This is a genomic window from Mesorhizobium sp. WSM4837, from assembly GCF_055811435.1.
Window position 1 is genome coordinate 1 of sequence record NZ_JBVVQE010000041.1, and the last position, 12,138, is coordinate 12,138.

At 64.7% G+C, this 12,138-nt stretch carries 12 protein-coding genes; 7 read left to right on the forward strand and 5 right to left on the reverse strand.

What is annotated here, in order from left to right; genetic code table 11:
- Positions 1-156: 156 nt before the first annotated feature.
- Complete coding sequence (locus AC0L3D_RS22400; protein WP_128175221.1) at positions 157-1,653, reverse strand: FAD-linked oxidase C-terminal domain-containing protein; 1,497 nt, start codon at positions 1,651-1,653, stop codon at positions 157-159.
- Positions 1,654-1,940: 287 nt separating this feature from the next.
- The gene (locus AC0L3D_RS22405) at positions 1,941-3,284 is read right to left on the reverse strand and encodes a DUF3422 family protein (protein ID WP_027156343.1); all 1,344 of its coding nucleotides are present in this window, start codon (positions 3,282-3,284) and stop codon (positions 1,941-1,943) included.
- A 199-nt stretch (positions 3,285-3,483) separates the two neighbouring features.
- Here AC0L3D_RS22405 and AC0L3D_RS22410 point away from each other — a divergent pair, with 199 nt between their 5' ends.
- The 3 genes from AC0L3D_RS22410 to AC0L3D_RS22420 are packed head-to-tail and all read left to right on the forward strand — an operon-like array spanning position 3,484 to position 6,281.
- The gene (locus AC0L3D_RS22410) at positions 3,484-4,287 is read left to right on the forward strand and encodes a FadR/GntR family transcriptional regulator (RefSeq protein WP_128175224.1); all 804 of its coding nucleotides are present in this window, start codon (positions 3,484-3,486) and stop codon (positions 4,285-4,287) included.
- 48 nt (positions 4,288-4,335) lie between these two features.
- Positions 4,336-5,472 (forward strand): alpha-hydroxy acid oxidase, encoded by a 1,137-nt coding sequence (locus tag AC0L3D_RS22415; RefSeq protein WP_128175226.1) that lies wholly within the window; start codon positions 4,336-4,338, stop codon positions 5,470-5,472.
- A gap of 26 nt (positions 5,473-5,498) precedes the next feature.
- Positions 5,499-6,281, forward strand: coding sequence for a metallophosphoesterase (locus AC0L3D_RS22420; RefSeq protein ID WP_473495846.1), 783 nt, complete (start codon positions 5,499-5,501; stop codon positions 6,279-6,281).
- A 5-nt stretch (positions 6,282-6,286) separates the two neighbouring features.
- On the opposite strand, the gene AC0L3D_RS22425 is transcribed toward AC0L3D_RS22420, so the two are convergent.
- Positions 6,287-6,427 carry a hypothetical protein gene (locus AC0L3D_RS22425; protein WP_023800344.1) on the reverse strand — a complete coding sequence of 47 codons (141 nt, stop codon included), beginning with the start codon at positions 6,425-6,427 and terminating at the stop codon, positions 6,287-6,289.
- A 273-nt stretch (positions 6,428-6,700) separates the two neighbouring features.
- On the reverse strand, positions 6,701-7,399 hold the full coding sequence (locus AC0L3D_RS22430) for a type 1 glutamine amidotransferase (RefSeq protein WP_128175229.1): 699 nt from the start codon (positions 7,397-7,399) through the stop codon (positions 6,701-6,703).
- Positions 7,400-7,485: 86 nt separating this feature from the next.
- On the opposite strand from AC0L3D_RS22430, the gene AC0L3D_RS22435 reads away from it, so the two are divergent.
- The 4 genes from AC0L3D_RS22435 (at position 7,486) to AC0L3D_RS22450 (ending at position 11,562) form a co-directional block, all read left to right on the forward strand.
- Positions 7,486-8,163, forward strand: coding sequence for a hypothetical protein (locus tag AC0L3D_RS22435; RefSeq protein WP_128175231.1), 678 nt, complete (start codon positions 7,486-7,488; stop codon positions 8,161-8,163).
- A gap of 31 nt (positions 8,164-8,194) precedes the next feature.
- Complete coding sequence (locus AC0L3D_RS22440; protein ID WP_287246622.1) at positions 8,195-8,929, forward strand: 16S rRNA (uracil(1498)-N(3))-methyltransferase; 735 nt, start codon at positions 8,195-8,197, stop codon at positions 8,927-8,929.
- A 257-nt stretch (positions 8,930-9,186) separates the two neighbouring features.
- The gene (locus tag AC0L3D_RS22445) at positions 9,187-10,560 is read left to right on the forward strand and encodes a glutamate--cysteine ligase (protein ID WP_473645848.1); all 1,374 of its coding nucleotides are present in this window, start codon (positions 9,187-9,189) and stop codon (positions 10,558-10,560) included.
- A 114-nt stretch (positions 10,561-10,674) separates the two neighbouring features.
- Complete coding sequence (locus AC0L3D_RS22450) at positions 10,675-11,562, forward strand: DUF937 domain-containing protein (protein ID WP_023800339.1); 888 nt, start codon at positions 10,675-10,677, stop codon at positions 11,560-11,562.
- 152 nt (positions 11,563-11,714) lie between these two features.
- On the opposite strand, the gene AC0L3D_RS22455 is transcribed toward AC0L3D_RS22450, so the two are convergent.
- On the reverse strand, positions 11,715-12,005 hold the full coding sequence (locus tag AC0L3D_RS22455) for a DUF1127 domain-containing protein (RefSeq protein ID WP_023800338.1): 291 nt from the start codon (positions 12,003-12,005) through the stop codon (positions 11,715-11,717).
- Positions 12,006-12,138 lie beyond the last annotated feature (133 nt).

Genomic DNA, 12,138 nt, shown 5'->3' on the forward strand with positions numbered 1-12,138 from the left:
GGGGGGGGGGGGGGGGGGGGGGGGGGGGGGGGGGGGGGGGGCGGGCGGGCCCGCCCCCCCCCCCCCCCCCCCCCCCCCCCCCCCCCCCCCCCCCCCCCCCCCCCGCCTCTGCCCCGCTTTGCGGGGGCGAGGAACCGCCATTCCGCGACGCTACCATCAAAACCTCGGAATATCCGGAAACGCCGTCTGGCCGCGATGCACGTGCATGCGTCCGAGCTCGGCGCAGCGGCGAAGCTGCGGAAACACCTTGCCCGGGTTGAGCAGATGGTTGGGGTCGAATGCGCATTTGACCCGCATCTGCTGGTCGAGGTCGATCTGGTTGAACATTTCCGGCATCAGGTCGCGCTTCTCGACGCCGACGCCGTGCTCGCCGGTCAGCACGCCGCCGACCTTGACGCAAAGCCGCAGGATGTCGGCGCCGAAACTTTCCGCCTTGTCGAGCTCGCCCGGCACGTTGGCGTCATAGAGGATCAGCGGATGCAGATTGCCGTCGCCGGCATGGAATACATTGGCGACGCCGAGCCCGTATTTTTCGGAGAGTTCCCGCATGCCGTGCAGGACGCGCGGCAGTTCCTTGCGCGGGATGGTGCCGTCCATGCAGTAATAGTCCGGCGAGATGCGGCCGACCGCCGGAAAGGCCGCCTTGCGGCCGGCCCAGAAACTCAGCCGCTCCTGCTCCGATTGCGAGATGCGGCATGTGGTCGAGCCGTTCCTATAGGCGATTGCCTCAACCAGGCCGATCAGATGATCGACCTCGACGCCCGGCCCGTCGAGTTCGACGATCAGCAGCGCCTCGACATCCAGGGGATAGCCGGCATGGACGAAATCCTCGGCAGCATGGATCGCCGGGCGGTCCATCATCTCCATGCCGCCCGGGATGATGCCGGCGCCGATGATGTCGGCGACGCATTGGCCGCCCTGCTCGCTGGTCGGGAAGCCGATCAGCAGCGCGCGCGCCGTCTCCGGCTTCTTCAGGATGCGCACGGTGACCTCGGTGACGACGCCGAGCAGCCCTTCGGAACCGGTCATCACCCCGAGCAGGTCGTAGCCTTCCGCGTCGAGATGCTTGCCACCGAGCCGCACCACCTCGCCGTTCATCAGCACCATCTCGATCCCGAGCACATTGTTGGCGGTGAGGCCGTATTTGAGGCAATGTACGCCGCCGGAATTCTCCGCGACATTGCCGCCAATCGAGCAGGCGATCTGGGAGGATGGATCGGGGGCGTAATAAAAGCCCTCCTGCTCGACGGCGGTGGTGATGCCGAGATTGGTGACGCCCGGCTGGGCGACGACGATGCGGTTGGGAAAATCGATCTCGAGAATGCGGTTGAACCTGCTCATCACCAACAGCACGGCATCTTCGAGCGGCAGCGCCCCGCCGGACAGCGAGGTGCCGGAACCGCGCGGCACGACGCGGATGTTGCGGTCGTTGCAATATTTCAGCACGCGCGAGACCTGCGCCACCGTTTCGGGCAGCACCACCACCAGTGGCAACTGCCGATAGGCGGTGAGGCCGTCGCTCTCGAAGGCGCGCATCGAATTGGCAGCGTCGACGACGCCCTCGCCCGGCACGATGATGCGCATATCGGCGACGATCTCGTCGCGCCGGCGCATCGTGGCGTCGTCTGATTTCGGCATCAGCAGGCCGGACATCGACAGTTCCTTCGATCGACTGGTAAAAATCTTTTACCAGCGGCAGGCGCTCGTTGCAAATCCTGCTTTGGCTGAAATCGGAAGCCGATACCGGGACGATCTTGCGCGGGTCGGCGAGAGGGAAGCGCTGACTTTCTCCCCCCTCGAGGGCCCTCGAGGGGGAGATGGCCGCGAAGCGGCCAGAGGGGGTCGTCTCACGTAAATCGCCGACGTCGTGTCCGGCCGCGAAACGAGGTTGGCGCCCATGCGAGACGACCCCCTCTGTCGCCTTCGGCGACATCTCCCCCTCAAGGTGGGAGATTGCCTGCCTGCTCGCCTGCCGGCTTGGCGGGTTCGGAGTGCAGGCGGCGCACTCGGCGCACGCCCCACCAGACCAGCAGGATGGCGAGCGGCACCGAGGCGGCCGTGACGACCTCGGGCGCGACGGCATGGCCGAAGATCGAGGCGCCCTTGGCGAGGTAACCGATGAGCCCGACGACGTAGTAGGAGACGGCGGCGACCGAGAGACCCTCCACCGTCTGCTGCAGCCGCAACTGCAGGCGGGCGCGGTTGTTCATCGACGCCAGCAAATCGCGGTTCTGCTTCTCGACCTCGACGTCGACCCAGGTGCGCAGCAGCGTGGTGGCGCGGGTGAGCTTGGTCGACAGATTGGCCTGACGCTCTTCGACCGAACGGCAGGTGCGCATGGCTGGGGCGACGCGGCGCTGCAGGAAGCCGCCCCAGGTGTCGTAGCCGGGCACCGCCTCTTCCTCCAGCGCCTCCAGCCGTTCGCGGACGATGCCGTCATAGGCGCGGCTGGCGCCGAAGCGATAGAGGCTTGAGGCTGCATCGGCCTCCAATTCGGCGGCAAGCTCGGTCAGATCGGCAAGCAGCGTCTGGTTGTCGCGGGTTTCGGCGACCTTCATTTCCAGTGTGGTCTGCGCCAGCCTGTCTTCGATGCGGCGGGCGCGACCGGACAGCATCAGCGCCAGCGGCAGGCCAAGCATGGCCAGCGTGCGGTAGGTTTCGATATCGATCAGCCGCTGCGCCAGCGCGCCGGTCCGTGCCGGCGTCAGGCCGCGGTCGAGCACCAGCATGCGGGTCATGCCGTCACCGTCCTGGCGGAAATCGGTGACAATGGCGGCGTTGCCGCGCTCGACCAGCGAATAGCACAGGCTGGTCGGGTCGAAGCCGGCGATCAGCCTTTCGCTCGCCTGCGTCCATTTGCGGATTTCGAGCCTGATGCCGGAAATCACCGTTCCCGGCGGCGAAAAGCCGTTGCCGAAAGGCGAACCTTCCTGGCGCTGGCCGCTCTCGGAGAGCGGTCCTTCCCACAGATAGGTGGAGAATTCCGTATGCCGCTCCCAGCGCAGCGAGCCCTTGCCCCACTTCATCGCGTGGTGGCGGGCATGAGGGTCAGGCGCAGCGATGCCGAGGCGCCGCGACAGTTCGGAAAGCACCGCCTGGTCGACGCCGGAGCCGGCTTCGGTCATGAACGAAAGCTGCACCAGCACGCGCGGTTTCTCGACCAGCGGATGCGGACGAGCGTGAACCTCGCCGAGCGCGCCAGGCCGTCCCTCATGCGCGGGAAAGCCCATGACGCTGCCTTCGACGCGCGGCTGGAATTCGAGATTGGACGGGTCATCTGCCACGGCTGGTCCCCCGGGCCTGGTGCACTCGCGTCCCTCTAGAGCCAATTGCCGGGGCACGCAAACGACAAATTAGCCGAAAGCGATAGGCCGGGACGACGTCGGACCCGGCCAAGTGGGCGAACTGGATAAATAATTTGACCAGTTGCCGACACAGGCTTTATCCTGCGCGACACCGGTACAATCCCCCAGGCCATCCCCGTTGAGCGACATTTTCTCCAGGATCGAGCATTCCCGCACCGCCGACGAGGTGGTGCAGCAGATCGAGAGTCTGATACTCGAAGGTGTTCTGCGCACCGGCGACAAGCTGCCGGGCGAGCGCGAGCTGGCGCGCCGGTTCGAGGTGTCGCGGCCGATCCTGCGCGATGCGCTGAAGGCGCTGGAGGGGCGCGGGCTTTTGACGACCCGGCCCGGCGGCGGCACCCATGTCGCCGATGTCATCGGCCAGCTGTTCACCAAGCCGGTGACGGACCTGATCTCCATGCATCGCAAGGCGGCGACCGACTATCTGGAATACCGCCGCGAGATCGAGGCGGTGGCGGCCGAGTACGCGGCGCGGCGCGCCACGTCAGACGACCTGGCGCTGCTCGACCGCATCATGGCGCGCATGGACGAGGCGCACCGGACCGGCAATTTCGACGACGAGGCGGAAATCGACGTCGAGTTCCACCACGCGATCTGCGAATGCGCGCACAACATCATCCTGTTGCACACGCTGCGCTCGTGCTACCGGCTGCTGTCGGAGGGCGTGTTCCAGAACCGGCTCCTGGTGTTCAACGTGCCGGGCGCGCGCGAAGCGCTGCTTTCGCAGCACCGGGCGATCTACGCGGCGGTCAAGGCCGGCGATCCGGCGGCCGCACGGCAGGCGGCGATGGACCACATCAGCCATGTCGAACGCACCATGGCCGAGGCCGAGCGCAGCGGCGACTGGCAACGCGTGTCGCGGCTGAGGCTGATGCAGCGCTCCGAAGCCGGCGACAGCGAGCCGGCACGGAAACGCTCGTGAGCGCCGGCAAGAATTGCGACGAATTAGCGAACCATCAGCGGGAAGCCCATGAGCATGATCCTCACCATCGCCGATCTCAAGGACCTGGCGCGCCGCCGCGTGCCGAAGATGTTCTTCGACTATGCCGATTCCGGTGGATGGACCGAAAGCACCTACCGGGCCAATGAGGAGGATTTCCAAAAGATCAAGTTCCGCCAGCGCGTGCTGGTCGACATGAGCAACCGCTCGCTGGAATCGACCATGATCGGCGAGAATGTGGCGATGCCGGTGGCGCTGGCGCCGACCGGCATGACCGGCATGCAGCACCCCGACGGCGAGATGCTGGCGGCGCAGGCGGCGGAGGAATTCGGCGTGCCGTTCACGCTGTCGACGATGAGCATCTGCTCGATCGAGGATGTCGCATCGGTGACCAGGAAGCCGTTCTGGTTCCAGCTCTATGTGCTGCGCGACAAGGATTTCGTCCTCAGTCTCATCGACAGGGCGAAGGCGGCGAAGTGCTCGGCCCTGGTGCTGACGCTCGACCTGCAGATCCTCGGCCAGCGCCACAAGGACATCCGCAACGGGCTGTCGGCGCCGCCGCGCTTCACGCCGAAGCATGTCTGGCAGGTGGCGACCAGGCCGGGCTGGTGCCTTGGCATGGCCGGCACCAAGCGCCGGACTTTCCGCAACATCGTCGGCCACGCCAAGGGCGTCGGCGACCTCAACTCGCTGTCGTCGTGGACGACGGAGCAATTCGATCCGCACCTGTCGTGGAAGGACGTCGCCTGGATCAAGGAGCGCTGGGGCGGCAAGCTGATCCTGAAGGGCATCCTCGACAAGGAGGACGCGCTGATGGCGGCCAAGACCGGCGCCGACGCGATCATCGTCTCCAATCATGGCGGACGCCAGCTCGACGGCGCGCCGTCGTCGATCTCGGTGCTGGAAGAAATCGCCGACGCGGTCGGCGACACGATCGAAGTGCATATGGATGGCGGCATCCGCTCTGGCCAGGACGTGCTGAAGGCGCTGTGTCTCGGCGCCAAGGGGACCTATATCGGCCGGCCTTTCCTCTACGGCCTCGGCGCGCTCGGCAAGGATGGAGTCACCAAAGCCTTGGAAATCATCCGCAAGGAGATGGACATAACGCTGGCACTGTGCGGAAAGCGTCTGGTGACCGACATGGGCAAGGATCAGCTTCGGCGTTAGACTCCCGTGGCGGCATGATCACGGAGATGGAAGCATTGATTGCCCCCGGCATCCACTTTCTCGACGCGCGCGGACCGGAAGGCATGCGCATCTATGCGGTCGGCGACGTGCATGGCCGGCTCGACCTGCTCGCCGCTATGTACCGCCGGATTGCGGCCGAGATCAGCCAGGCGCGGCCTGCCGACTGGCGTGTCGTCCATCTCGGTGACTATGTCGACCGCGGCCCGGACTCCAAGGGCGTCATCGATTTCCTGATCGAAGTGCGAAAACGCGACCCGCGCCACCTGATGCTCGCCGGCAACCACGACATCGGCTTCCTAGACTTCCTCGACACTCCCGATGCGGACGGGCTTTTCATGCGCTACGGCGGCATCCAGACCGCGCAATCCTATGGCGTAGCGCTCAATGAAGGTGGCGGCGCGTGGTTCGGCAGGTCCGAGGCGGCACTGCGGCAAGGCCATGCAGCACTTGTCGAGGCCGTGCCGAAAAGCCATGTCGAGTTCCTGCAGTCGCTGCCGTTTTCACTGACCTTCGGCGACTTCTTCTTCTGCCATGCCGGCATCCGGCCGGGCATTGCGCTGGAAAGTCAGAGCGCGCAGGACCTGATCTGGATCCGCGATGTCTTCCACAATCATTCCGGCCTGCATCCAAAAATCGTGGTGCATGGCCACACGCCGGTGCCGGAGGCCGAGGTGATGGTCAACCGCGTCAATATCGACACGCTCGCCTACCAAACGGGAAACCTCAGCGCGCTCGTCGTCGACGGTGCCGACAAGCGTATCCTGGTGGTGTCAGGCGAGAAGGGTTAAAGCGCTTAGCGAAGCGCGGCGGTGACGCCGTAGCCGTCGACGGCGTTGTGGTTGTTGGCTGCGTCGCCGGCATAGGTGCCGAGGCCGCACAAGAAGATGGCCGACAACATGACAAAGGACAGAAGCGCTGCTTTCACGGACGTCATCTCTTGTTGAGCTTCCTGCATCTGTGCACGGGGTGGGTTACGAATGGGTTGAAACGGAAAAGCGTCTCAAAGTTTCGACGATTTCGCTGCTTTTAGGCATGTTCTGTATCGGCGATGTGTCGCGCGGGTGACCCAAAAGGTTCATCGCGTTGCACGGACGATGCAGAGCGCGTGCCTTCTAGGGTGGCGGGCGGCCACAAGCCAAGCACGAAACATGCTGTCCACAGCGGATTTTTGCCGGCGTGCCAAATATGCAACGTCGGTACTGACTGATCAGATCGTCGCCACCCAGGCGCGGGCGATGGCCAGCCCGGCGGCGTCGGCAGCCGCTCCGTGGCGGGCCATTTCGTCATCGAGCCGATCGCTCCAGTCCGGGTGCCGCTCGGCAATGAGCGATGCGAAGGATGCGCTCCAGTCGCGGACCATCGGCCCGTCCGCCTCGAAATGGAACTGAAAGCCATAGACGGCACGGCCGATGCGAAACGCCTGGTTCTCGGCGACTTCGTTGCCGGCGAGCCGCACTGCATTTTCGGGCAAGACAAAAGTGTCGTCGTGCCACTCGAAGATCGAGAAATTTTCGGGCAGCGCGGCGAGCACCGGATCGGCCGTCGCCGCCGGCGTGAGCGAGACCTTGTGCCAGCCGAATTCCGAGGCGCCGCCGATCCGGTTCTCGCCACCGAAGGCGCGCGCCACAAGTTGGCTGCCAAGGCAGATACCGAGCACGGCGCGATCCTTGCCGGCGAAATCGCGCGTCAGGTCGAGAAGTTCAGGAAAATACGGGCAAATCTCGTCGTCCAGCGCATTCTGGGCGCCGCCGAGCACGACCATGGCGTCGTGCGCAGCGCTGTCCTGCGGCAGCATCTCGCCACAATAGGGCCGGCGCAGGTCGATATCGGCGCCTGCCTCGACAAGCGCTGCGCCGATCTGTCCAAGGCCCTCGCTGTCGAAATTCTGGACCACCAGCACCCGCATTGAAAACCTGCTGACATGAAAACGATGCGACGAGCGATATCATGCCGCCGTCATTCCGGCCAAGATACGTATCTGGGGAGAAAGCTATGCCACTGCAGAATCGGGTCGACCCGTTCGGCGTCATCCACGCCGTGCCGGAGCGCGGCCTGTTCATGGGCAATCGCGGCATCATCCATGACCCCGAAACGAAGACGCTGCTGAAAAAACGCTGGGCGCTGCAGGCCTGGATCATCTGCGTCTGCGAATTCCGCGATGTGCGGCGCGAGCCGATGGGCCGCAACCGGAACGGTGGCAAGGCCGGCTGGACCGAATTGTTTTTCCTGGACGAGGTGACCGCGCTCGCGGCCGGGCATCGGCCCTGCTTCTTCTGCCGGCGCGAGCGGGCCAGGGACTTCGTCCGGCGCTTCGGCATGGCCTTCGGCATTGCCGCGCCGCGCGCACCGCAGGTCGACAAGCGGCTGCATAGGGAGCGGCTGGCGTCGGGTGGGCAGGCACCGGTCGTATCCGTAGAAGAGCTTGCCGGGTTGCCGGACGGCGCCATGGTTGCGGACGGCGGCAATGCCTATGCGATGCGCGGCGGCAAGGCGCTGCGCTGGTCGTTCGCAGGCTATGGTGATCGTGTGGGGGGCGATCCGGTGGACGGCGATCCCGTGGGGTTCGGCGGTTTTGCCGACCGTCCAATCCGCCTGCTCACGCCGGCGACCACCGTTGCCGTGCTGAGGCAAGGCTATGTGCCAGTGTGGCATCCGTCGGCCGAGACTTGACGCCAAGAGCCGGCTCGCCCATTCCTCGGCGATGCGCGCCAATTACAAGATGCAGCGGCTGTTCGTGCCGGACGACCTCGGACCGGATATCGAGTTCGAGGCGAGCCCGCAGCAGGGCCATTACCTGATGCATGTGCTGCGGCTCGGCGAGGGCGCCGAAATCCTGTTGTTCAACGGCCGCGACGGCGAATGGTCGGCTTCTATCGCCGCCAGGTCCAAAAAGACGGTGCGGCTGAAGGTGCTGGCATTGCAGCGGCCGCAGCCTCCGCTGCCCGATCTCGTCTACTGCTTTGCGCCGCTTAAGCAGGGTCGGCTCGACTATCTGGTGCAGAAGGCGGTCGAGATGGGCGCCGGCGTCCTGCAGCCGGTCATTACCCAGCACACGCAGGTGGCAAAGCCCGCCATGGAACGGCTGCGCGCCAATGTCGTCGAGGCCGCCGAACAATGCGGCATCCTTGCGGTGCCGGAAGTGCGCGAAGCGGAAAAAATCGAGCGCCTGCTGGCCGGCTGGGACAAGGAGCGGCGGTTGATCTTCTGCGACGAGGATGCTTCCACCAACAATCCGCTGCCGGCGCTGCAGGCGGTGCGGGAGAAGAAGCTCGGGCTGCTGGTCGGCCCCGAGGGCGGATTTTCCGACGAGGAACGAAGGATGCTGCGGGAGCTGCCTTTCGTAACCGCGATTCCTCTCGGTCCGCGCATCCTGCGCGCCGATACGGCTGCTGTGGCGGCGCTGGCGGTGATACAGGCGACAATCGGAGACTGGTGAGGCACTTCCCTTCTCCCCTTGTGGGCCTTGTGGGAGAAGGAAGAAGCAGCCAATCAATTCCAGTTACCCTGTGGCTCAGGATTTTTCGCTTGATCGCCTACTGACATTTCGTCCATCTAGCGCCGGCGGTCGTCCGACCACCTACAGCGCCGCGCGTCCTTTCGGACGCGCAAAGGACGCTGTAGCACTTGATTGGGCACATGATCCTTTCCGAAAATCGAAGCCGATTTTCGGGGTCATGTGCTAGAGGACTTGTAATGGCGCGCGACACAACCGATTTCCGGCCGATCGAAGGCGTCGACGAGCTTGTCGAGCACCTGGCTGAAGGCAACAAGCCGCGCGACAAATGGCGCATCGGCACCGAACACGAGAAATTCCCATTCTATGTCGACGGCAATGCGCCGGTGCCCTATGGCGGCGAGCACGGTATCCGCGCCATTCTTGAGGGCATGCAGGAAAAACTCGGCTGGGATCCGATCATGGATGCCGGCCGCATCATCGGCCTGGTCGAGCCGACCGGCCGGGGGGCGATTTCGCTGGAGCCCGGCGGCCAATTCGAACTGTCCGGCGCGCCGCTGGAAACGATCCACCAGACCTGCCGCGAGGGCAATGCGCATCTGGCGCAGGTGCGCGAGATCGCCGAGCCGATGGGCATCCGCTTCCTCGGGCTCGGCGGCAGCCCGAAATGGTCGCTGGCCGAGACGCCAAAAATGCCAAAGTCGCGCTATGAGATCATGACGCGCTACATGCCCAAGGTCGGCACCAAGGGCCTCGACATGATGTACCGCACCTGCACCATCCAGGTGAATCTCGACTTCGAGAGCGAGGCCGACATGCGCCGCAAGATGCAGGTGTCGCTGAAGCTGCAGCCGCTGTCGACGGCGCTGTTCGCCAACTCGCCGTTCACTGAGGGCCGGCCCAACGGATTTCAGAGCTGGCGCGGCGACATCTGGCGCGACACCGACAACCAGCGCTCGGGGCTGCTCGACTTCTGCTTCTCGCCCGATTTCGGCTTCGCCGACTATGTCGAATGGGCGCTCGACGTGCCGATGTACTTCGTCATCCGCGACGGCCACTACCACGACATGACGCACGTCTCCTTCCGCCAGTTCATGGCAGGTGCGGCCCGCAACGAGATTTCTGACGGGCTGCCGACGATGGGCGATTGGGCGAACCATTTGTCGACGCTGTTCCCCGACGTGCGACTGAAGCGTTTCCTTGAAATGCGCGGCGCCGATGGCGGACCATGGCGGCGCATCTGCGCGCTGCCGGCTTTTTGGGTCGGGCTGCTCTACGACGCGGCGGCGCTCGACGCGGCCGAGGCGCTGACCTCAAGCTGGAGCTATGAAGAGGTGCTGGCGATGCGCAACGCCGTGCCGGAACAGGGCATTTCGGCGCCGTTCCGCAATACGACACTGCGCGAGATCGCCCGCCACGTGCTCGTCATCTCGCGCATGGGGCTGAAGAACCGCGGCCGCAAGAACCGCGACGGCTACGACGAAACGTCGTTCCTCAGCACGCTGGACGAAGTCGTCGCGCGCGGCACCACCAGCGCCGAGGAACTGCTCTCCGCCTATCATACGCGCTGGGGCGGCTCGATCGAGCCGGTGTTCATGGAGTATGCGTATTAGCCGTTTGCTATCGGCTTGGCTGACAGCTCGGGAAACGCGCTTTCCGAAATCGATTCCGATTTTCGGGCCGATGCGGTAGGCTCTTCTACGAGGATTTTCCCGAGGAGAAAACCAATGGCTTCCTTGTTCGACATTCTGGCGCAGGCGCAGAACGGTAACGGCATGCAGGCCCTGGCCCAACAGTTCGGCCTTTCGCAGCAGCAAGCGCAATCGGCGGTCGAGGCGCTGCTGCCGGCCTTTTCACAGGGGCTGAAGCGCAGCACCTCCGACCCGTACGGGCTCGGCGCGTTCATGACGGCAATGGCCAGCGGCCAGCACGCCAAATATTTCGAGGACGCAGGCCGGGCCTTCTCGCCGCAGGGCGTCGATGAAGGCAACGGCATTCTTGGCCATCTGTTCGGCTCGAAAGACCTGTCCCGCGCCGTTGCCAGCCAGGCAGCGCAGGCGAGCGGCGTCAGCCAGCAGATCTTGCAGCAGATGTTGCCGGTCGTGGCTTCGATGATGATGGGTGGCCTGTTCAAGCAGACCACAAATCAGATGCAGGCAGCAGGCGGATTCGGCGGCGGCAGCAATCCGCTCGGCGAGATCATCGAGCAGATGATGCGGCAGGCCGGTGGCGGCGCACCGGCACCGCAACAGCGCCAGGCGCCGCAGCCCGGCCCGATGGACAATCCGTTCGGCAAGGTGCTGCAGGACATGTTCGGTGGTGCGCAGCAGCCGCAGGGTCAGCCGCGGCAGGCGCCCAATCCCTACGGCGACAATCCGCTCGGCAAGGTGCTGCAGGACATGTTCGGCGGCGGCGCGCAGCAGCCGCAGCCGCGTCAGGCGCCGCAGCAGCGCGAAACGCCGCAGCCGCAGACCAATCCGAGCGGCAGGCCACGCAATCCGTTCGACGATTTGTTCGGCAAGATGTTCGAGGCAGGTGCGCAGCAGCGTGACGACTACCAGAAGGGCATGGAGTCGATCTTCGATCAGTTCAAGCGAGGCATGGACCGGCGGTAGCGTGAAGCTGGCCTTCGGCTGATTTCAAAAAGAAAAATGCCCGATCCTTGGGAGGACCGGGCAGTGCGCAGGCGGGCCGGCGGGGAAACCGGCAGGGAGTGGGAGCCTGCGAAATCCAAGCACCGCGCGCCCTAAGGGCACGCAACCATCGATCAGGTCACTTTGCGGGCAATATCCTCGATCGTGTCTGTGCGATCGGCTGCGATAATGCGAAGCCTCTCGGTTGGATCGCGGCCAAACGGCACGTCGATGGCGACGTGGAGATCGGCTCGCGTCAAGCCGATGTCGGCAAGTTCGGCGTCCGACATCTCGCCAAGGCGATAGAAGGCGCGGCGGTTTTTCCAGGCGCGATAGACGCTGGAGATGGTGTTGACCACGCGCGTCGCAATAGCCGGACGCGACGTGATGCGCGAAGTCTCGGTGGCGAAATCAAACGTAGCCATGTCAGTCTCCTTCATTCGAACGGACGAGGACGCGCGATCGGCGCTGGCAACAGCGGCCGTTCCGGTCCCGATTCACATGCTGTCATGTGGACAGTCGTAAATTTGCCATCGTTCGATTGATTAATCCAACGAA